The organism is Thiobacillus sp. (assembly GCF_030696885.1).
GTDB lineage: Bacteria > Pseudomonadota > Gammaproteobacteria > Burkholderiales > Thiobacillaceae > Thiobacillus.
Window position 1 is genome coordinate 348,807 of the sequence record NZ_JAUYRI010000017.1, and the last position, 21,782, is coordinate 370,588.

Here is a 21,782-nt window from a genome sequence, read left to right on the forward strand (position 1 = left end):
ACATGCAGGCCGAATCTCTTGCCGTGCCCGATGCCGTCGCGGCTGAAGTCACGGTCCGCCTTCTTGATGCAGCCGATCTCGCGCGCTGGGATGTCTATGTGAATGCGCACCCGGACGCCAGCTTCTTTCACCGCGCCGGCTGGAAGCGGGTGATCGAGGATGCGTTCGGCCACCGCACGCATTTTCTGCTGGCCGAGCGCGGCGGCGACGTGGTGGGCGTGCTGCCGCTGGCCGAAATCAAAAGCCGCCTGTTCGGCCACAGTCTGGGTTCGCTGCCGTTCTGCGCCTACGGCGGCATTCTGGCCGACCACGACGCCGCGTATCGCGCGCTCGACGCGGCGGCGCAGGCGCTCGCCACCCAACTGGGCGTCGGCGCGCTCGAATACCGCAACCAGATCGCACAAAACGCGCACTGGCCGACCAAGGACCTCTACGTCACGTTCAGGAAGGCCATCGAACCCGAGGTCGAAGCCAACATGAATGCCATCCCGCGCAAGCAGCGCGCGATGGTGCGCAAGGGCATCAAGGCCGGCCTCACCGGCGAGATCGATGCCGACACCACACGTTTCTTCGCGGCCTATTCGGCGAGCGTGCACCGGCTCGGCACGCCGGTGTTCTCGCGCAAATTCTTCCGCCTGCTGAAGGATGAATTCGGCGACGATTGCGAAGTGCTGACCATCACGCTCGACGGCAAGGTGATCGCCAGTGTGATGTCCTTCTATTTCCGCGAGGAAGTGCTGCCGTATTACGGCGGCGGCGTTGATGCCGCGCGCGCGGTGGCCGGCAACGACTTCATGTACTGGGACCTGATGCGGCGCGCCTGCGAGCGTGGCCTCAAGGTGTTCGACTTCGGCCGCAGCAAGCGCGGCACCGGCTCGTTCGATTTCAAGAAAAACTGGGGCTTCGAGCCGACGCCGCTGTATTACGAATATTTTCTGGTGGCGGACAGCGAGGTGCCCGACATCAATCCGCTCAACCCCAAATACCGTCTGTTCATTCAGGCCTGGAAGAAAATGCCGCTGGCGATCGCCAATGTCATCGGGCCGCATATCGTGAAGAACCTGGGGTAAGGCGTGAAAGAAGGCCTGCTGTTTCTCGCGCACCGCATCCCGTTTCCGCCCAATAAGGGCGACAAGATTCGCTCATTTCACCTGCTGCGGCACCTCGCCGCGCGTTATGACATCCACCTGGGCGCCTTCGTCGACGATACTGACGACTGGCAGTTCCGCGACGCGCTGAAACCCTGGTGCAAGTCGATCACGCTGCTGCCGCTGCATCCGCGCCGCGCCCGGCTGGCGAGTCTTGTGGGCCTCTTGACCGGCGAGGCGCTGACGCTGCCGTATTACCGCAACCGCGAACTCGCGCGCTGGGCCGCTGGGCTGGCCGCCGCCGGCACGGTGACGCGCGGACTGGCTTTTTCCTCGGCGATGGCGCAGTTCATGCCGGCCACGCTCGACCGTCGCGTGCTCGACATGGTCGACGTCGATTCCGACAAATGGATGCAGTACGCGCCGACCCAGCGCTGGCCACTGTCGTGGGTGTATGCGCGCGAAGGCCGCAAGCTGGCCGCGTGGGAAGCCCGGATGGCGCAGGATCTCGACGCCACTCTGCTGGTGTCGAACGACGAGGCGGCGCTGCTGCAGCAGCGCGCACCGCAGGCGCGCCACAAGATCAGCGCGTTCGAAAACGGCGTCGACGCCGACTATTTCTCGCCGGCGCGCGATTATCCGAGCCCGTATGCGGAGGATGTCCGCGGCGTGGTGTTCACCGGCGCCATGGACTACTGGCCCAATATCGACGCGGTCACCTGGTTTGCCGAGCGCATTTTCCCGGCCATACGCGAAGCGGTGCCGGCGGCGCAGTTCACCATCGTCGGCAGCCGTCCCGGCGAGGCGGTGAGCGCGCTGGCGCGCCAGCCCGGCGTCGTCGTCACTGGCGGCGTGCCCGACGTTCGACCCTGGATCGCCCACGCCGTCTGTGCCGTGGCGCCGCTGCGCATTGCGCGCGGGGTGCAGAACAAGGTGCTCGAAGCGATGGCGATGGCGCGCCCGGTTGTCGCCAGCGCGCAAGCCGCCGAAGGCATCCGCGCCGAGGCCGGACGTGACTATCTGCTGGCGCAGGGCGAAGCCGATTTCGCCCGCGCGGTGGTGAACTGCCTGCAGGTCCCGGTCAGCGCCGCCCCGGCGCGCGACTGCATCCTGGCGAATTACGACTGGGCTCGCAATCTGGCTGCAATCGATTCCCTGTTCGACGCGGCATCCGCCGTCCAACCCGTCCTGGAGACCTGTCCCGCATGAGCACCCTGTCCGATACGCCGACGCCGCTCCACCCCTCGTGGCGTGTGCCGGGCCTGCTGACGGCCGGATTGCTGCTGGCCTTGTTCGCCCTGTTCTGGCCGACTTTTTTTTCGATGGTCGAAATCTGGGAGCGTTCGGAAACCTTCACCCACGGCTACCTGATCTTCCCCATCAGCGCCTGGCTGATCTGGCGCCAGCGTCATGAACTGGCGCGCATCGCGCCGCGCCCCGACCTCGCCGGCCTGATCCTGCTGGCGGCCGCCGGCGCCGGCTGGCTGCTGGCCGACGCCGGCAGCGTCAACGTTGTCGCGCAATACGCCTTCATTGTCATGCTGATCGCGGCGGTGTGGACGCTGCTCGGCCGAGCCTTTGTCTGGGCGGCATTTTTTCCGCTGATGTTCCTGTTCTTCGCGGTGCCGGTGGGCGAATTCCTGATCCAGCCGCTGATGCGGGTGACCGCCGACTTCACCGTGACGATGCTGCAGTTCACCGGCATCCCGGTCTACCGCGAGGGTCTCTTCTTCAGCATCCCCAGCGGCGACTGGTCAGTGGTCGAGGGTTGCTCCGGACTGCGCTACCTGATCGCCTCGGTCACCCTCGGTGTGCTGTATGCCTACCTGACCTACCGCTCGTGGAAGCGCCGCCTGCTGTTTTCGATCGCCGCCATCATCGTGCCGATCTTCGCCAACAGCGGACGCGCTTACATGATCGTGATGATCGCCCACCTGTCCGACATGAAGCTCGCGCTCGGCGTCGATCACTACATTTACGGCTGGGCCTTCTTCGGCCTGGTCATGCTGCTGCTGTTCTGGATCGGCAGCTTCTGGCGCGAGGACGACCAGCCCGAACCCGTGGCCGCCCCGCGGACCGCAGCGCCGGCGGGCCCCGCACGGCCGCTGCTGCCGGTGGCGCTCGGTGTGCTGGTGGTCGCCGGCCTGTGGCCAGCTTATTCGGCCTGGCTCACTGCGCGGCCGTTGCCGGCGATGCCCGAGCTGCAGGTCGAGGCGCAGGGTGGCTGGCAGCCCGCCGATGCCTTCACTGGCTGGGTGCCACACTGGGTCGGTGCCGACCGCCAGCTGCGCCAGACCTATAGCCAGGCCGGCCGCGTCGTGATGCTGGAACTGAATTACTACGCCACCCAGCGGCAAGGCGCCGAGCTCGTCAATTCGCAGAACTTCTTGATCCGGCAGAAGGACCCCGACTGGTCGAACGTCGGCGAGCACATCGCCACCGTTGAAATCGGCGGCCTCACGCGACAGGTACGGCAGGCCATAATGCGCGGCAGCAACGGCCAGCGCCTGCTGGTGTGGCAGTGGAACCTGATTGGCCCGCGTGCCACCGTCAACGACCCGGTCGCCAAGCTGATCCTCGCGGTCGATCGCGTGCAATTGAAGCGCGACGATGGCCTCTCGGTGCTGATTGCCACCCCCTACGAAGAAACCGAACTCGAGGCTGCAGCCGCAGCATTGGCGCGCTTTGCCGCCGACATGGAACCCGCGATTGCGGGCGCGCTCGATCGGGTGGATGGACCGTGACTGCTGCACACATTGTGCATGTCGTGCACCGTTTTGATACCGGCGGCATGGAAAACGGCATGGTCAACTTGTTCAATACCCTGCCGCCGGAGCGTTACCGGCATACCGTGGTGGCGCTGACGGACTTTAGCGATTTCCGTCACCGCATCACCGCGCAACGGGTCGATTTCCATGCGCTGCAGCGCGCGCCGGGACACGGCCTCGGCTGGGCGGTGCGCCTGTGGAAGCTGCTGCGCCGGCTCAAGCCCGATCTGGTGCACACTCGCAACCTCGCCGCGCTGGAGGCGCAGTTCGTTGCTGCCGCCGCCGGCATACGCGACACCGTCCACGGCGAGCACGGCCGCGACGTGTTCGACCTCTACGGCCGCAACTGGAAATACAACCTGCTGCGCCGCGCCGCGCGGCCGTTCGTGTCGAACTACATCAGCGTGAGCCGCGACCTCGAAACCTGGCTGCGCCTGGTGATCCATGTGCCGCCGCGCAAGCTCCACCAGATCTACAACGGCGTCGACAGCGTCAAGTTCCATCCGCGCACCGGACCACGCCCCGACTTTGCGCACCCCGACAGCATCGTGTTCGGGTCGGTCGGGCGCATGGTCGAGGTCAAGGACTACCCCACGCTCACCGCCGCCTTCATCCAGCTCATCCGCCAGCAGCCCGAGCGGGCCGAGCGCGCCCGGCTCGCCATCGTCGGCGACGGCCCCGCACGCGACACCTGTCTGGCGCTGCTGCAGGGCGCGGGGCTGGCGCACCTGGCCTGGCTGCCGGGCGAACGCCACGACATCCCGGATATCATGCAGGCGCTCGACGTCTTCGTACTGCCCTCCAGAAACGAGGGCATTTCCAATACCATTCTGGAAGCGCTGGCCAGCGGCCTGCCGGTGATTGCCACCGCAGTGGGCGGCAACGTCGAACTGGTGGAGGACGGCGTCAACGGCATGCTGGTGACGCCGGGCGACGTGGCCGGCATGGCACAGGCCTTGCTGGGTTATCTGGATGCGCCGGCGCGTATCGCCGAGCACGGGGCGAATGCGCGCCAGTGGGCCGAGCAGCGCTTCAGCATCCCGGCCATGGCCGAGGCCTATGCCACGGTGTACGACCTGACGCTGGAGCGCTGGCGCTGAGGCGCCGCCAGGTTGCCCGAAAAATCGACAGGGAACAGGACAACACCATGTGTGGCATCACCGGCATTTTCGATACCAGCGGCGACAACGAAATCTCGCGCGAACTGCTGCATCGCATGAACGAAACCCAGTTCCATCGCGGCCCCGACGAAGGCGGCCTGCATCTGGAGCCGGGCGTGGGCCTCGGCCACCGGCGGCTGTCCATCATCGACCTGTCCACCGGCCAGCAACCGCTGTTCAACGAGGACGGCTCGGTCGTCGTCGTGTTCAACGGCGAAATCTACAATTTTCAGGAACTGGTGCCCGAACTGGTGGCGCTCGGCCACACCTTCCGCACCCATTCCGACACCGAAGTCATCGTGCATGCCTGGGAGGCCTGGGGCGAGGCCTGCGTGCAGCGCTTTCGCGGCATGTTTGCCTTCGCGCTGTGGGACCGCACGCAGGGCACGCTCTTCGTCGCGCGCGACCGCTTCGGCGTCAAGCCGCTGTATTACGCGTATCTCGACACCGGCGAGTTCATTTTCGGTTCCGAACTGAAATCGCTGATGGTGCATCCCTGCATGACGCGCGACATCGATCCGCTCGCGGTCGAGGAATACTTCGCCTACGGCTACGTGCCTGAGCCGCGCACCATTTTCAGGAACGCCTGCAAGCTGCCGCCCGGCTTTACCCTCACGCTGAAGCGTGGCGCCGCACGCGCGTTGCCCAAGCAGTACTGGGACATGCCGTTCACCCCGGTCAAGGTGACGGACGAGGCGGCCGCGCTGGACGAACTGGTCGAGCGCATGAAGGAATCGGTGCGCCTGCGCATGATCGCCGACGTGCCGCTGGGCGCTTTCCTGTCCGGCGGCGTCGATTCCAGTGCGGTGGTGGCGATGATGGCCACGCAGTCGGCCACGCCGGTCAATACCTGTTCGATCGGCTTCGACGATCCCGCCTTTAACGAAATCCAGTTTGCGCAGCAGGTGGCCGACCGTTACAAGACCGATCATCACGTCGAGACCGTCGCCGCCAACGACTTCAGCCTGGTCGGCCAGCTCGCCCAGGTGTATGACGAGCCCTATGCCGATTCGTCGGCGCTGCCGACCTACCGCGTCTGCGAACTGGCGAGAAAGCATGTCAAAGTCGCGCTGTCCGGCGACGGTGGCGACGAGCACTTTGCCGGCTACCGGCGCTACCGCTGGTTCCGCTACGAGGAGCGCATGCGAGCGGTGATGCCGCTGGCGCTGCGCCGTCCGCTGTTCGGCGTGCTCGGCAAGCTCTACCCCAAGGCCGACTGGGCGCCGAAAGTATTCCGCGCCAAGACCACCTTCGAGGCGCTGGCGCGCGACACCGTCGAGGGCTATTTCCATGGCGTCTCGCTGTTGTCCGACGCGCAGAGAAAGCTGCTGTTTTCACCGGCGTTCAAGCGCGAACTGCAGGGCTACCAGGCGGTGGAAGTGCTGCGCCGCCACGCCGCCGTCGCGCCCACCGACGACCCGCTGTCGCTGGTGCAGTATCTGGACATGAAAACCTATCTGGTCGGTGACATCCTCACCAAGGTCGACCGCGCCAGCATGGCGCACGCGCTCGAAGTGCGCGAGCCGCTGCTCGACCACGAACTGATGGGCTGGGTGTCCGGCCTGCCGGTCGATTTCAAGCTGCGCGGCAGCGAAGGCAAGTACCTGCTGAAAAAAGCGATGGAACCCTATCTGCCAAACGACGTGCTGTACCGCAAGAAAATGGGCTTCTCGGTGCCGCTTGCCGCGTGGTTCCGCGGGCCGCTCGCCGCCATCATCCGCAGCGTCGTGCTCGGTGAGCGGTTGGCGTCCACCGGCATGTTCAACCAGGCCTTCCTGCGTGACGTGGTCGAGGCGCACCAGTCCGGCCGTCGCGACTATTCGGTGATCCTGTGGACGGTGCTGATGTTCGACGCCTTCCTGGGGCAGGTGCTGGGGATGGACGAATCGGAACAGCAGGCCGCATGAAAATCCTCCACGTCTTCGACCACACCCTGCCGCTGCATTCCGGCTACACCTTCCGCAGCGCGGCGATCCTGCGCAATCAAAGGAAAATGGGCTGGGATACCTATCACCTGTCCGGCCCCAAGCAGATCAACTGCACGGTGGCGGAAGAGGACGCCGACGGCCTGCATTTCTACCGCACGCCCACGCCGACCGGCTTGCTCGCCAGGCTGCCCGGTGGGGACCCGTTCGCAGTGATGGGCGCAATCGAAAAGCGCCTGTTGGGCCTGGCCAAAGAACTCAAACCGGACGTCATCCATGCCCATTCGCCGGTGCTCGACGCGGTGCCGGCGATACGCGTCGGCCGCACGCTCGGCATCCCGGTGGTCTATGAAATTCGCGCCTTCTGGGAAGACGCCGCGGTCGATCACGGCAGCACCAAGGAAGGTAGCCTGCGCTACCGACTTACGCGTGCGCTGGAAACCTGGGCGGTGAAAAATGCCGACGCCGTCACCGTCATCTGTGAAGGGCTGCGCCGCGACCTCGCCGAGCGCGGCATCCCGGCAAACAAGATCACCGTCATCCCCAACGCCGTCGATGTCGAAAAATTCGAGATGGGCGGCAAGCCCGACCCCGAACTGAAAATGAAGCTCGGCTTGGGCAACAGCCGCGTGCTCGGCTTCATCGGCTCGTTCTATGCCTACGAAGGACTCGATCTCTTGATCGCCGCCTTGCCGACCATCCTCAAGCAGATGCCCGATGTGAAGCTGCTGTTGGTCGGCGGCGGGCCGCAGGATGCCGCGCTGAAGCGGCAAGTGATGACGCTCGACCTGATGGACCGCGTGGTGTTCACCGGGCGTGTGCCGCACGCCGAGGTCAATCGCTATTACGACCTGGTCGATGTGCTGGTCTATCCGCGCCACCCGATGCGGCTGACCGAGCTGGTTACTCCGCTGAAGCCGCTGGAGGCGATGGCGCAGGGCCGATTGATGGTGGCGTCCGACGTCGGCGGCCACAAGGAGCTGATCCAGGACGGCAAGACCGGTGTGCTGTTCCATGCAGGCAATGCGGGCGATCTCGCCAGCAAGGTGGTGGGGCTGCTGAAGTACGAGCAGGGCTGGGACAGCATGAAGAAAAACGGCCGTCAGTTCGTCGAAACAGAACGCAACTGGGCTGCCAGCGTCGCGCGCTACCGCGGCGTGTACGGCGGCCTGCTGAAACCGGTCGGGGAGGTCGCGCTTGGCTGAGGTGCAGGTCGATCCGGACCGCATTGACCTGGTCGTGTTCAGCGCGCTGTTTCCCAGCGCGGTGCGCCCCGGTGCCGGCCTGTTCATCCGCGAGCGCATGTTTCGCGTCGCCCGCCATCGCCCGCTTGCGGTGATTTCGCCGCAGCCGTGGTTTCTCGGCCAGGGACTGATCCGCCTGTTGCGCCCCGGTTACCGCCCGCAGGCGCCCGCGCTGGAAATCCAGCAGGGCATTCGCGTCTACCATCCGCGCTATCTTTCGCTGCCCGGCCTGTTGCGCCGGCTCGACGGCTGGTCGATGGCGCTGGCAAGCGTCGGCCTGATGCGCACGCTCAAGCGGCAGGGCGCGCGCCTGATCGACGCCCATTTTGCCTACCCTGACGGCGAGGCTGCCACCCGACTGGGGCGCTGGTTCAAGCTGCCGGTGACGATCACCCTGCGCGGCACCGAAGTGCCGCACAGCCGCAATCCCGTGCTGCGCCCGCGCTTGGCACGCACGCTGAAAGCGGCCGCCCGGGTGTTCTCCGTGTCCGATTCGCTGCGCCGGCTGGCGATCGAATTGGGCGCGCCCGAGGCCAACACCGAAGTCGTCGGCAATGGCATCGACATCGCACGCTTCCAGCCGGTTGACCGTAACGCCGCGCGGCAGAAATACGGCCTGCCGCGGGATGCCGTGGTGCTGGTCTCGGTCGGGGCGCTGGTCGAGCGCAAGGGCATGCACCGCGTCATCGATCTCATGCCGGCGTTGCTTGAGCGCCATCCCGGGTTGCACTACCTCATCGTCGGCGGTGCCAGCCCGGAAGGGGATAATCGTACCGAACTCACCGCCCAGGTCGCGCGGCTCGGGCTGGCTGATCGCGTGCATTTTCTCGGCGCCTTGCCGCCGGACGAACTCAAATGGCCGCTGTCGGCAGCCGATGTCTTCGTGCTCGCCACCCGCAACGAAGGCTGGGCCAACGTCTTTCTCGAAGCCATGGCCTGCGGTCTGCCGGTTGTGAGCACCGATGTCGGCGGCAACGCCGAAGTGGTTTGCCGTGACGAATTCGGCAGCATCGTGCCGTTTGGCGACGGCGCCGCGCTGCAACAGGCGCTGGATGCCGCGCTCGACAAGGAATGGGATCGCGCCGCAATCCTCGATTACGCCCGCGACAATCAGTGGGACAAGCGCGTGGCGCAGCTGCTGCGGGCGTTCGACGGCATCATGCAGCCCTCCACGCGTCAACCGGAGCTGGCAGTCAAATGAGCGTCCCGGCCTGGTTCGCCCGCAGTGTTTATCGCGCGCAGGAAGCCGCGGTGCGCCGCCCCACCTTCGCGATGCTGGCCGAGCTCGAGCGCACCCAATGGCTGTCGCGTGATGCGATGCAGGATTATCAAACCCGTCGCCTCAACGACTTGCTGCACAGTGCGCTCTCCCACAGCCCCTGGCATGCCGATCGCCTGCGTGCGGCCGGGCTGAATGAAGCCGTCAAGGCTGGCGGGGTGACGCTGAGCGATTTGGCCCGTTTGCCGACGATGAACAAGCGCGACGCCCGCGAGAACGTCGACCAACTGGTTTGGCGCGAAGCGCCGGGTGGCGTATTCAAGTACACCACGGGCGGCTCCAGCGGCGAGCCGCTGATTTTCTACTTCGGCCGCACGCGCCAAGCTTCGGATGCCGCCGGGCGCATGCGTGCCCGCCGCTGGTGGGGCGTGCAGCCGGGCGAGCGCGAGGCCTATCTGTGGGGCGCGCCGGTCGAACTGAACAAGACCGACCGCATCAAGACCCTGCGTGACCAGCTGGTCAATCAGATGGTGCTGAACGCCTTCGCCATGTCCCCCGAGCGCATGGATGTTTATCTCGACGCGTTGCAGGCCTGGCAGCCCAGGTGTGTGTACGGCTATGCATCGAGTGTGGCGCTGCTGGCGGCGCATGCTGAGGCCAGACAGCGCACGCTGCGCATGCCGGGGTTGCGTGTGGTATGTACCACCGGTGAGCCGCTGTATCCGCACCAGCGTGAGCTCATTGGACGCGTCTTTGGCGCGCCCGTGGCGAACGAATTTGGCAGCCGCGACATCGGTTTCACCGCCCACGAGGCGCCGGGCGGGCAGATGCTGCTGATGAGCGAGAGCCATATCGTCGAGGTGCTTGACGCGGCCGGCCAGCCGGTGGCACCGGGCGAGGCGGGCGAGGCCGTGATCACCGGCCTGACTTCAGCGGCCCAGCCCTTCATCCGTTATCGGACAGGCGATGTGCTACGCGTGTCCGCAGAGCCGCCTGCGGGCGGACAGGGACTGCACGTGATCGCCGAGGTGACGGGGCGGCAGACCGACTTCGTTGTCGCCGCCGATGGCCGGGTGATGCATGCGTTGGCGGTGATCTATGTGCTGCGTGCGGTGCCGGGAATTGCACAATTCAAATGCACCCAGCATGCGCTCGACCGCATGGAGGTGCAGATCGTGCCGAATTCAGGATGGAACGAAGCCGCCCACGCGGCCGTGGTGGCTGGACTGCGTGCCCGCCTCGGCGATGCGCTGCAAGTGGAGGTGCGTATGCTGGACGAAATCCCACCCGAGGCCTCCGGCAAGCATCGCTATGTGGTGAGCCACGTGCCGCTGGCCGGTGCCCTGAAGCAGGCTGTGGCTTAACTGAAATGACTCGAACCGTAATATGAAACCGTTATCGCTCCTGCAACTTCCCCTGCGCTACAAGCCTTGGCAAGCGCGCCACCTGCGCTTGGTGATGCAGGACTTCGCCGGGACAGCCCGGCAGCCCGAGCACGATCACCGCACCCATTTGCGCGGCGCCATCGACTGGCTGTGCCGCGCGCAGGATGTGCGAATAAATAAACCCGACCAGGGCGGCGTCGCTGCCGGCTGGAGCTTCGAAGATGGCTGGCTGCCCAGTTATCCTGAAACCACGGGCTACATCATCGAGACCTTCCTCGCCGCAGCGGAACCGCTCGACCGCCCGGAACTGATCGATCGCGCCCACAAGATGATCGACTGGGAGCTTTCGCTGCAAACGGCAGAAGGTGCATTTCCCGGGCATTTCGGCGAGGCCGGCAGCCACCCGGTCATTTTCAACCAGGGCCAGATCATGCACGGTCTGGTTGCTGGCTACACATCGCTCCAGCGTCAGGATTGCCTGGAAGCCGGCGTGCGCGCCGGCCACTGGCTGGTGGCGCAGCAGGACGATGACGGCTGCTACCGCAAGTTCGAACACAATGGCGTACCGCACGTCTACAACACACGCGCCATCTGGGCGCTAGCGGCCATGGGTCTGGAGGCGAATGAACCTGAATTCATTGCGGCGACCCGTCGCAACCTCGATTGGGCCCTGACTCAGCAGACGCCGAGCGGCTGGTTCGCCACCAATGCCTTCGTGCCGGACAGGGACCCCTTCACCCACACCATCGCCTACGCCATTCGCGGCTTCATCGAAGTGGCGGTGCTGCTGGGCGAGGCACGTTATCTCGACGCGGCAGAAATTGCCGCCCGCGGTCTGATGGAAAAACAGCGCAGCGATGGCTGGCTTGCAGGAACCTACGGCAACGGCTGGTCGCCCACGGCAAGCTACGCCTGCGTCACCGGTGTCGTGCAAATGGCGCTGTGCTGGCTGCGCCTGGCGCAAATCACCGGGGATAAAAGTTACCGCGACGCGGCCGGGCGCGCGATTGCCTACGTCAAGCGCACCCAGCGGCTGGAAGAGGACGACGCCATCGTGCGCGGGGCGATTCCCGGGTCGGCGCCGATCTGGGGCGCGTATTCACGCTTCGAATTCCCCAACTGGGCAGCCAAGTTCTTCGCAGACGCGCTGATCATGGATATGGCCAATATCGCCGTGCCCACCATTCCGGCTGCGGCCCGGGGGCTGGTGCGATGAGCAGGTTGCGGATCATGATCCTGTGCGGGCGCAGCGCCCGCCACCTGCATGTGGCCAATGCCCTGTGCCGCGCTGGCGAAGCACTCGCCATCGTGCAGGAAACCGGCGGCGAGTGGAAGCTGAAAAAAACCCTTAAGAAGCTGCGCCCCGACAACCTGTTCCGCAAGGTCTGGCGCTGGCTGCGCGACCGCCGCCGCTACACCGGCAATCCCGAGGCGAAATTCTTCTTTCCGCATGGCGAACCCCGGCTTGACCATCCCGAACTGGTGCGCGAAGTCCCGCACATCAACCATCCTGACGTGGTCAAGCTGGCGCGTGATTTGAAACCCGATCTGATCTGCGTGTTCGGCACCTCACTGATCCGTGGCGAGTTGCTGAACGAAGGCCGTCTCGGCATCGTCAATCTGCACGGCGGCCTGTCGCCCGAATACCGCGGTGCCGACTGTACCTTCTGGGCGCTTTACAATGGGGAGCCGGAAAAAATCGGCTGCACCCTGCATTACATCGACGCGGGCATCGACACCGGCCGCCTCATCGCGCATGTCAGCCCGGAAGTGCGAGAGGGCGACAGTGAACTGGTGCTGTTCTGGCGTGCGGTGCAGGATAGCTCGGAGGTCTATGCAGAAGCCGTCACGCGGCTGGCTGAGGGCGAACAACTCGGCATGGTGCAGCCTGGCAAGGGCCGGTTGTATCAGGTCAGGGACCGTGGCTTGCGCCATGAACAGGCGCTTGCTACGCGCCTGGCATCCGGGATGCTGGCTGGCGTGGCCTTGCCTCGACGCGTCCACTGGTTCAGTCCTGAAACGGCGGGGGAGCGGAAGCCATGAGAGATCTTTTCGTCACCGGCGTCATTTTCAGCCTGCTGCCGTTTGTATTCAAACGTCCCTGGCTGGGCATTTTGTTGTGGTCGTGGCTGGGCTACATGAATCCGCACCGGCTGGCATGGGGCTTTGCCTACGATTTCCCCTTCGCCATGGTTGTCGGCCTCGTCACCATCACGGCTTTCATGTTCTCGAGAGAGAAAAAGGAAATGGTCTGGTCGCGCGAGACGGTCCTGCTGCTGATCTTCATAGGCTGGATGCTGTTCACCACGTTCTTTGCCTTTTATCCCACCGATGCCTGGTTCCAGTGGGACAAGGTATGGAAAATCCAGCTGATGATTTTCCTCACCGCGCTGATAATCAACGACCGTCACAAGCTGCATTGGCTGATCTGGGTGATTGCCGTGTCATTCGCGTTTTATGGCGTCAAGGGCGGAATTTTCACCATCGTCAATGGCGGGGTCTACCGGGTGCAGGGTCCGGCTGGAACCTTTATTGGCGGCAACAATGAACTGGCACTGGCGATGGTGATGGCGATCCCGCTCATCCGCTATCTGCACCTTCAGGAAGTTAAAAAGTGGGTCAAGATCGGACTTGCAGGTGCCATGGTGTTGACCGGCGTCGCCATCGTCGGCAGCCAGTCGCGCGGGGGGCTCGTGGCCATTGTGGCGATGGGGCTCTTCCTGTGGCTCAAAAGCCGCCACAAAATCGTTACCGCCATCTATATGGCAATGGCGGTCGGCATCATCGCCTCGGTCATGCCCCAGGAGTGGTACGACCGCATGAATACCATTCAAACCTATGAGGAAGACGAGTCGGCACAAGGCCGGATCAACGCCTGGCATACGGCGTTCAATGTGGCCAAGGACCGCGTTACCGGGGGCGGCTTTGAGATGTGGCGGCCACCCGTTTTCCGCCAATATGCGCCCGACCCGTTTAATACGCGTGACGTGCACAGTATTTACTTCGAGATCATGGGCGAGCAGGGATTTATCGGCTTCGGCCTGTTCATGTTGCTCGGTCTGCTGGCGTGGATTCGCGCCCAGCAGGTCATCAATCGATGTAAAAAGGATCCTGAAAAAAAATGGGCATCCGATTTGGCGTCGATGATCCAAGTGAGCCTGATTGGCTACGCCGCAGGCGGTTCGTTCCTTGGAATGGCCTACTTTGACCTGCCCTATCACCTGATGATTATTCTCGTCTTGACCGCCAAGTTTTCGGGTGTGCTGGACAACAGGGTGCCTGTGTCGAGTCCTGCAAAGCTTGGGTCAATACCCCACCCGTCCAGTAAGTTCGGCCACGAAAGCGCCAACCAAGGCTTCTGATCGTGCATTGGCCTCGCCTTCGTTTTCCACCAGGCTTGGGGGGTGCATTCTGGCTGGCACTTCTGCTGATCGGTCTGGTCGAGCTTGCGTTGCACAGCGAGGCGGTCGTTCACAAATATCGTGCAGTGTTTGCATTGGGGCGCGCTTACGACAAGCTCCATTCCGTCGAGCGAAACCCGCCGCAAATCCTGTTTGTGGGAAACAGTCGAACCGACAACGGGATCGATCCTGGAACGGTGAGCCAGTCCTGGCCGGATCAGCCAGTGCGTAGTTTCAACCTGGGCTTGCCAGGGGCCAATGCGATTGTCTATCACGGCGAAATCATGCGTTTGAATGAACGCGGCTTGCTGGGCAGGGAGGCAATTCATACGGTGGTAATTGGTATCGATGAAAGCGCCTTGCAGGAAGACAACTCGCTTGGGTATGTCGGTTTCCTGGCAGACCGCGCAGCGCTGTGGGAATCCGGCCGCTACATGGACTGGCTGGGGAGTTACTTGCGGCTCTGGTCATATAGCGCAAACCTTCGTCAACTGCGCGAGCCGGATAAACTGCTCCGCTTCATGAAAGCAAGCGTACGCGAGCTTGATCCTGTGGGCGGCGCGGCATCGGCTCATCTGGGTTATCGGGCCGGCTTTGGTGCCGCGCAAAATGAAGGACAGGTGATGCGTCAGGAAAACGCCGCTCAGCAACCGCCATCGCCGGATGTCGTGGCGTTTTTGTGGCGTTCGATCGATGTCCTGCAGGCGCAGGACGTGCGCGTCTTCGTCACGATTCCACCTTTGCGTGACCGTCCATCCGCTTTTGTTGATGCAAGTCCATCCGCCGCACCTTATCGGGCGCTGCTTGCACGCCTTGAACGACGAGGCGTGATCGTGCTGCCCACGGCTGAGGTTTTCGTGCCGTCCGACTTTGTCAACGCAGGCCATCTGAACGACCGGGGTGCGCAGCGATACAGCGCCGAACTGGGGCGCCAGCTTGCTTCCGGTGGTGGCCGATAGCCATGGTATTCAGTTCCCCGACTTTCCTGCTTTTTTTTGCTGTGCTGATGCTGTTTTACGCAGGGGCGCGCAATTACCGTGAGCGTGCCGCCGTCATTCTGGTCGGCAGCCTGATTTTCTATGCATCGTGGAAGCCGGTTTATCTCATACTGCTGGTTGCCTCGGTCAGCATCAACTATCTGATTTATTCCGGCTTGGCCGCCACGCGCAGCAGAGGCTTGCTGGTGGCAGGCCTGGTTCTGAATCTGGGATTTCTGGGGGTGGTCAAATACTTGGGGATGGCTCTGGAGAGCCTTCTTGGCATTGGGCTGTGGCTGGACATGCCCTTGATTTCGGCGCCGCCCAATTGGGCGGACTGGGCGCTCCCGCTCGGCATCAGCTTCTATACTTTCCACATGCTGTCGGTGACGATCGATGTCTACCGCGGGGAGTGGACGCACCGCATATCGTTCCGCGCCTGGTGGCTGTATGTAACGTTCTTCCCACACATGATTGCGGGCCCCATCCTCCGCGCATCCGAGCTAGTTGAACAACTGGAGAATCTGAAACCGCTCAAAGCGGAAGACATCAAGCTGGGCGCGCTCATTTTCACGGCGGGACTCATCAAGAAAGTGCTGTTCGCGGACAATCTGGCGCCACTGGCTGACGAACTCTTCAGCCGTCCCGAGGCGCTTGATTTCTATGCCGCCTGGCTTGCGGCCACCGCCTTTGCCCTGCAAATCTACTTTGATTTTTCAGGCTACAGCGAAATGGCAATCGGTCTGGCGCTGATGTTCGGCGTCGTGTTGCCGCGCAACTTCCTCTATCCCTATACCAGTCGCAGCGTACGGGAATTCTGGCAGCGCTGGCATATCACCCTGTCACGCTGGCTGCGCGACTATCTCTATATTTCGCTGGGCGGCAACCGAAGGGGCATGCCGCGAAACCTGGCGAACCTGATGATCACGATGCTGCTTGGCGGGCTGTGGCACGGTGCCGCATGGACCTTTGTGTTTTGGGGCTTTTTGCATGGCGCCTATCTGGTGCTGCACCGGCTGCTGCTTGATCTCTATTCCTGGCTGGGCGTGATCGCAGGATCATTGACCGCGCGCATACTCTCCTGGCTGGGATGGCCCGTTACGCTGGCGCTGGTATGGGTTACCTGGGTGTTCTTTCGCGCACCCACCTTCCAAGATGCATGGATCATCACCGCCGCGATGCTAGGAATGGGCGATGCAACCGGAACGGTCGTCGTGCGGCGCTATGTTCAGCTGTTGGTGTGGGGAAGCCTGTTGCTCACCTTGCTGGAACCTCGAATCGAGCAGGGACTTAAAGCAGGTATCCAGCGCTGGGGGCAACTGCACTTCACTGTGCGCGGAACAGCGTACGCCGGACTGGTGCTCACAATCATTTTCTTTGGCGGCAGCAGCCAGAAATTCATCTACTTCGATTTCTAGCACCGGGTGCGCGTGCCCTCAATTCAGTGCTCGTTTGCCGCCATCCATTGCTCCAGCATCACCATCACCCAGATCATCACGCCATAGTAGCTGGCGTGCGGCCCGCGCTGCATGGCGAGCATGTGGTCGAGGTAGGCGGGCTGGATCCAGCCGCGCTTTTTGACGTCCGAGAGGCTGTCGCCGACGAGGTCGCCGAGCGGGGCATATTCGTTGCTCCACACCCCGAACGGCAAACCGAAGCCGTGCTTGCTCTTGTTGATGATCTTTTCCGGTAGCAGGTCGGTGAGCGCTTCCTTGAAGAACCAGCGCAGCTTCTGGCCGCGCACCTTGTAGTCAACCGGCAGACGGTTGGCGAAGGCCACCATGCGGTCGTCGAGCAGCGGGTAATGCACCTCAATGCCGGCTGCCTCGGTCATGGTGCCCACCTTGCGCAGGTCGTTGTCGGCCAGTGTGAACTTCAGGTCCAGGTGCATCATGCGGTTGATGTAGTGGTCCGACGCAGTGCGCTGATACACCTCGGTCAACGCGGCATCGGTCGTCGCGGGCTCGACGGCCCCGATGAAATCCGCAGAAAAAATCTGGTCAAGCGGCGTGCGGTGCAGGAAGTTGTAGCTTTCCAGCCGCAGCGGCAGCCCGACGCGGGCCTGGGCGACATAGCTTTTCAGCTTGGACAGCGGAAACCTGTCCGAAAGGCCTGGCATGTTTGCGATCGGCTCGATCAGACCGCGGCGCAGCGGGGCGGGCAGGCGGCCGTACATCTCGAACAGGCCCTGCTTGGCGTAACGCACGTTGCCGCCGAAGATCTCGTCGCCGCCGTCACCGGCAAACATGTTTTCGAATCCGGCTTCACGTGCGGTTTTGGCGCAGAAATAGGTCGGTACCGCCGAAGCATTGCCGAACGGCTCGTCGTATTCGCGCGCGATGAGGGGGATCGCCGTCACGATGTCGGCCGGCTTCAAGTAGTACTCATGGCTGTTGCAGCCGTAGCGCTCGACGGCGCAGCGTGCGTATTCCATCTCGTCGAAGCCGGCGGCGTCGAAGCCGATCGAAAAGGTGTCGACCGGGGCGCCGCGCGCAGCGGTGAGGGCGCCGACCACGGTCGAGCTGTCGGTGCCGCCGGAAAGAAACGCCGCGGTGGCCGGCGCATCCGCGTCGCGCACCGCCTGGGTCAGCGTGTCGCGGAAGTCGGCGCGGTGGCGTGCGAAGCTGGCGTCCACCGGACTGTAGTCGGCCTGCCAGTAAAAGCCAGTGTCGAGGCGGCCGTTGCGCAACACGGCATACTGGCCCGGCAGCAGCTTCTTCACGCCCTGATAGAGACTGCGCGGCGCCGGAATGGTGTGGAAATAGAGGTAGTCGTAAATCGCCTGCGGGTCGATGACATGGCCCACGGCGGGGTGGGACGCCACGCTTTGCGCGCTGCTGCCGAATGCCAGGTGGCCGCCGTGCCGGGCGAAGCACAGGCGCTCGGCGCCGACGCGGTCGAGCGCCAGGAAAGCGGCTTTTTTCTGCGGCTCCAGCACGACGAGGGCGAAGGTGCCGTGCATCCGCGCCGGCAGCTTTTCGCCATGACGCAGCCAGCCCTGCGCCGCCGCCGCGGCCGGATTCTGCTGCTGCGCGAGTGCGGACAGGTCCTCGTCCAGGAAGCGCGGGCGCCCGTTCAGCGCGACGGCCAGCCCGTTTTCCACATGAATGGCCGCCTTGCCGAAGCGTGAAGCGGCCGCCATGCCCAGCTGCGGGGTGCTGTGCGTGTGCGGGGTGCTTTCCTGCGAGAGCCGGGCTGCGTCGCCCATATGCCGGATCAGATCCTGATGCGCGCCGTGGTCGCCCAGCCAGCCAAAAATGCCATCCATGGTGTGTTGTGTCGGTGTGATGCGGGATAATGTCCGCCAATATAAACGAGCCAGCCCCTTGGCACGAATCCTGTATGTTCGCCAGGACCGACATAAAGTCAGAAAGCCCAGCCCGTTGAACGCATTCCTCACCAAAGTCGGCAAGACCCTTGCCTGGCATGCACGCCGCGTGCAGCGCGGCGCGCGCAGCGTGCGCTGGTCGCTTTCGCGGCCGCCCGCGCAGCGTCCCGTCATCGTCGTCGGCTGCTCCCGCGCCGGCACCACGCTGGTCTACAAAACCCTGTCCGAGTCGCGCGAACTCGGTACCCTGCAGCGCGAAACCCACGATTACTGGACGACGTTGCATCCTCCGTCCGACAAGCATTGGGACACGCATGCGCTGGATGCGGGCGATGCCAGCCCGACCGACCGTGACACGGTCAGCCGGTATTTCTACAGCGGGACCGGCCGGCATCGCTGGGTCGACAAGAACAACCAGAACGGGCTGTGCGTGCCCTACCTGCAGGCGCTGTTTCCCGACGCTGTGTTCGTCTTCGTCAAGCGCAGTCCCGGCGACAACCTCAATTCGCTGATCGAGGGCTGGCGTAAGCCTGATGAATTCGCCACCTGGTCGAACGACCTGCCGGCCCAGGTGGCGGTGGAAAACGGCACGCTGACCCAGTGGTGCTTTTTCCTAGCCGACGGCTGGCGCGATTATCTGAATGCGCCGGTGGAAAACGTCGCTGCCTTCCAGTACAAGGCGATCAACCAGGCCATCCTCGATGCAAAGGCGTATATGCCCGCCGGGCAATGGGTCGAGGTGTTCTACGAGGATTTTCTGCGCGACCCGGTTGCCACCTTCCGCCGGGTATTCGAAGGCTGCGGGCTCGACTTCGACGCCCGCCTGCAGGCGCATTGCGCCGACGTGCTCGACATTCCCTACAACGCCTTCTCCGAAATCCGCCTCGACAAATGGAAGGACGGCCGTAACCGCGAGAAGATCGAGCGCGTGCTGCCGCAGGTGGCGGACGTCGCCGCCCGGATGGGGTATTGATGGGTGTATTACAGCCCCCTATCTCGTCATTCCGGCGTTCGCCGGAATCCAGCGCCTTGATTGAACGGGCTCCCGGCGTCTGCCGGGATGACGTTATGAAGGAGGCTGCGCGGTGACGATGCTAGTTTTCGCCGTGGCCACCATTCTTCTGCTATGGGCGACTATTCTGCTCTCCTTCTTCGCTCCGCTCGCGGCCCGCTGGCGCGAGCCGGTGCTGCGCCATCCGGTGCTGGTCATCGAAAGCGACGACTGGGGCGCAGGTCCCTTGGCGCAGGCCGAGGCATTGCCCCGCCTGTCTGCCGTGCTGCAAGGTATCCGCGACCGCAGCGGGCGGTCGGCGGTCATGACCCTGGGCGTGATCCTGGAAGTCCCCGACGGTCCACGCATCGCCGCCTCCGGCTGCAGCGAATACCATGCGTTGCCGCTGACCGATGCTCGCTTCGACGATGTGCGCGCCGCCATGCAGTCGGGCATCGCCGCCGGCGTGTTTGTGCCGCAGTTGCATGGCCAATGCCACTACTGGCCGCCGGCGCTGATGTGCGCGGCGCAGCGCGACAGCGCCGTGCGCGACTGGCTCACCGCGCCCACACCCGCCACGACCGAGGGCCTGCCCTCGCCGCTGCAAAGCCGCTGGGTCGATGCGTCCGTCCTGCCGTCGCGCACGCTGCCGGCGGATGCGATCCGGCAGGCTGTCGCCGCCGAAGCACAGACTTATCAAACCCTGTTCGGCAGCGCGCCGCAGGTGGCCGTCGCCACCACCTTCGTCTGGAACGATGCGGTCGAAGCCGCCTGGGCGCAGGTTGGGATCGAGACCGTCATCACCCCCGGCCGCCGCGCCACCTGCCGCACGGCCGCCGGCCAACCCGGCTGCGTCGATGCCACCCTGCTGGCGGGTGAGCGTTCACTCGCCGGCCAAACCTATCTGGTGCGCGATGTCTATTTCGAACCGGCGCTGGGCCATGTGCCGCAGCGCCTGCTCAACGGGCTGAGCACCCGCACCCGGCAGGGCCGCGCCTGTCTGGCCGAAACCCACCGCTTCAATTTCCTGCAGGCGGCGGACGCCAGCCTGGCCACGCTCGAAACCGGCCTGCGCGATGCGCTCGCCAGCCGTCCCGACCTGCGCTTTGTCACGCCGCTCGAACTTGCGCACGCGATGCGGCAGGGCGACCCGGACTGGATCGAAACCCGGCTCAAACTGCGGCTTTCCGCCTGGCGCGCCCGGCTGGACGAGATCCCGCGCTTTCGCCGGATCGCACAGCTCAGTGGCCTTGCGCTGCCGCTGGCGCTGCTGGGGGCGCGCGCATGAAGCCACGCTTCTCGGTTGTCATTCCCGCCTTCAACGCCGCCGCCACGCTGGCGCGTGCGATCGAGTCGGTGCGCGTGCAAAGCTGGCCGGCGCACGAAATCCTCGTCGTCGACGACGGCTCGACTGATGCCACCGCCAACGTCGCTCGCCAGTTTGGCGAAACGGTGCGGCTGATCCAGCAAAAGAACAGCGGCGTCTCGGTGGCGCGCAATGCCGGCGCGGCCGCGGCCAGCGGCGACTGGCTGGTGTTTCTGGATGCCGACGACTGGTACGCGCCCGACCGCATCCGGCTGCATGCCGAATGGATCGCCGAGGGCGCGCCGCTGGACTGCCTGACCGGCGACTACGAATACCGCGACGATGCCGGAACATTGCTCGGCACCTCGATGGCGCAGCACGAATCGGGCCGCATGATGCGTGCGAAAGCATCGGGTGCGGCACGGGTGGTGATCGAAACCCCCGCCGAAATTGCCGCCTTCGTCGCCGACCATTTCGGCGACACCCATACGCTGTCGGTGCCGCGCGCACGCTTCGTCGAATTGGGCGGCTATCCCACCGGCTACAAGGTGTGCGAGGACGTGCATTTCCTGACCCGGCTGGTGGCGGGCAGCCGCCGCATCGGCGTGGTGTGCCAGAGCCTCGGCGTCTATGTCATCCATGGCGGCAGCGCGACGCGGCGCGATCCGGTGGCGGCGCAGCGCGAAAACGTGCGCACGCTAACCGATCTGGCACGGCTGGCGAACAACTTCCCCGCGCCGGTGCGGCAGGGTGTGGCCGAGCGTATGGCCAGCGCACGCTACAACCTAGGTTGCGCGCTGAGTAAAAGTGGCCAGCGCTTTGCCGCACTCAACGCCGTACTGCCGAACCTCACCGAGCGCCCCGACTGGCGAAGCGTGCGCGAAGCGCTGTCGATGTTGAGGGGTTGATGTATGGTTGAATCGATGAAGCCATTTCCCCGCCCGTCATTCCGGCAAAGGCCGGAATCCAGTCAAATAAAATAGCCCGACC

Annotated in this window: 17 protein-coding genes; 16 read left to right on the forward strand and 1 reads right to left on the reverse strand. The window is 64.2% G+C overall.

Annotated features, from left to right (window positions below; all coding sequences use genetic code 11):
• Positions 1-2 precede the first annotated feature (2 nt).
• Genes Q8R61_RS09455 through Q8R61_RS09515 form a run of 13 tightly spaced genes read left to right on the forward strand, consistent with a single transcriptional unit; the run spans position 3 to position 16,585 of the window.
• Positions 3-1,070, forward strand: coding sequence for a FemAB family XrtA/PEP-CTERM system-associated protein (locus Q8R61_RS09455; RefSeq protein WP_305536556.1), 1,068 nt, complete (start codon positions 3-5; stop codon positions 1,068-1,070).
• A 3-nt stretch (positions 1,071-1,073) separates the two neighbouring features.
• Entirely contained in the window at positions 1,074-2,297 is a 1,224-nt protein-coding gene (locus tag Q8R61_RS09460) for a TIGR03087 family PEP-CTERM/XrtA system glycosyltransferase (protein WP_305536558.1), read from the forward strand.
• Positions 2,294-3,832 carry an exosortase A gene (gene xrtA, locus Q8R61_RS09465; protein WP_305536560.1) on the forward strand — a complete coding sequence of 513 codons (1,539 nt, stop codon included), beginning with the start codon at positions 2,294-2,296 and terminating at the stop codon, positions 3,830-3,832. The genes Q8R61_RS09460 and xrtA overlap by 4 nt, the downstream gene beginning before the upstream one ends.
• The gene (locus tag Q8R61_RS09470) at positions 3,829-4,956 is read left to right on the forward strand and encodes a TIGR03088 family PEP-CTERM/XrtA system glycosyltransferase (RefSeq protein WP_305536562.1); all 1,128 of its coding nucleotides are present in this window, start codon (positions 3,829-3,831) and stop codon (positions 4,954-4,956) included. The genes xrtA and Q8R61_RS09470 overlap by 4 nt, the downstream gene beginning before the upstream one ends.
• Before the next feature lie 47 nt (positions 4,957-5,003).
• Positions 5,004-6,923: an XrtA/PEP-CTERM system amidotransferase gene (locus Q8R61_RS09475; protein WP_305536564.1), complete on the forward strand. Its 1,920-nt coding sequence runs from the start codon at positions 5,004-5,006 to the stop codon at positions 6,921-6,923.
• Positions 6,920-8,146: a TIGR04063 family PEP-CTERM/XrtA system glycosyltransferase gene (locus Q8R61_RS09480; RefSeq protein WP_305536566.1), complete on the forward strand. Its 1,227-nt coding sequence runs from the start codon at positions 6,920-6,922 to the stop codon at positions 8,144-8,146. Before Q8R61_RS09475 ends, Q8R61_RS09480 begins: the two co-directional genes overlap by 4 nt.
• Entirely contained in the window at positions 8,139-9,386 is a 1,248-nt protein-coding gene (locus Q8R61_RS09485; protein ID WP_305536568.1) for a glycosyltransferase, read from the forward strand. Before Q8R61_RS09480 ends, Q8R61_RS09485 begins: the two co-directional genes overlap by 8 nt.
• Positions 9,383-10,768, forward strand: a complete 1,386-nt coding sequence (locus Q8R61_RS09490) for a phenylacetate--CoA ligase family protein (protein ID WP_305536570.1) — start codon at positions 9,383-9,385, stop codon at positions 10,766-10,768. Before Q8R61_RS09485 ends, Q8R61_RS09490 begins: the two co-directional genes overlap by 4 nt.
• Before the next feature lie 22 nt (positions 10,769-10,790).
• Complete coding sequence (locus Q8R61_RS09495) at positions 10,791-12,005, forward strand: prenyltransferase/squalene oxidase repeat-containing protein (RefSeq protein ID WP_305536572.1); 1,215 nt, start codon at positions 10,791-10,793, stop codon at positions 12,003-12,005.
• Complete coding sequence (locus Q8R61_RS09500) at positions 12,002-12,832, forward strand: formyl transferase (protein WP_305536574.1); 831 nt, start codon at positions 12,002-12,004, stop codon at positions 12,830-12,832. Before Q8R61_RS09495 ends, Q8R61_RS09500 begins: the two co-directional genes overlap by 4 nt.
• Positions 12,829-14,151 (forward strand): putative O-glycosylation ligase, exosortase A system-associated, encoded by a 1,323-nt coding sequence (locus tag Q8R61_RS09505; protein ID WP_305536576.1) that lies wholly within the window; start codon positions 12,829-12,831, stop codon positions 14,149-14,151. Before Q8R61_RS09500 ends, Q8R61_RS09505 begins: the two co-directional genes overlap by 4 nt.
• Positions 14,152-14,153: 2 nt before the next feature.
• On the forward strand, positions 14,154-15,149 hold the full coding sequence (locus tag Q8R61_RS09510) for a hypothetical protein (RefSeq protein ID WP_305536578.1): 996 nt from the start codon (positions 14,154-14,156) through the stop codon (positions 15,147-15,149).
• A gap of 2 nt (positions 15,150-15,151) precedes the next feature.
• Positions 15,152-16,585 carry an MBOAT family protein gene (locus tag Q8R61_RS09515; RefSeq protein WP_305536580.1) on the forward strand — a complete coding sequence of 478 codons (1,434 nt, stop codon included), beginning with the start codon at positions 15,152-15,154 and terminating at the stop codon, positions 16,583-16,585.
• A 23-nt stretch (positions 16,586-16,608) separates the two neighbouring features.
• Here the strand turns inward: Q8R61_RS09515 and Q8R61_RS09520 are convergent, their stop codons facing one another.
• Positions 16,609-18,435: an asparagine synthetase B gene (locus tag Q8R61_RS09520; RefSeq protein WP_305536582.1), complete on the reverse strand. Its 1,827-nt coding sequence runs from the start codon at positions 18,433-18,435 to the stop codon at positions 16,609-16,611.
• A gap of 115 nt (positions 18,436-18,550) precedes the next feature.
• Between Q8R61_RS09520 and Q8R61_RS09525 the strand changes: the two genes are divergently transcribed.
• The 3 genes from Q8R61_RS09525 (at position 18,551) to Q8R61_RS09535 (ending at position 21,700) form a co-directional block, all read left to right on the forward strand.
• On the forward strand, positions 18,551-19,468 hold the full coding sequence (locus Q8R61_RS09525; protein ID WP_305536584.1) for a sulfotransferase: 918 nt from the start codon (positions 18,551-18,553) through the stop codon (positions 19,466-19,468).
• A 118-nt stretch (positions 19,469-19,586) separates the two neighbouring features.
• Positions 19,587-20,774 (forward strand): hypothetical protein, encoded by a 1,188-nt coding sequence (locus tag Q8R61_RS09530; protein WP_305536724.1) that lies wholly within the window; start codon positions 19,587-19,589, stop codon positions 20,772-20,774.
• Positions 20,771-21,700, forward strand: a complete 930-nt coding sequence (locus Q8R61_RS09535; protein ID WP_305536586.1) for a glycosyltransferase family A protein — start codon at positions 20,771-20,773, stop codon at positions 21,698-21,700. The genes Q8R61_RS09530 and Q8R61_RS09535 overlap by 4 nt, the downstream gene beginning before the upstream one ends.
• Positions 21,701-21,782: the final 82 nt, after the last annotated feature.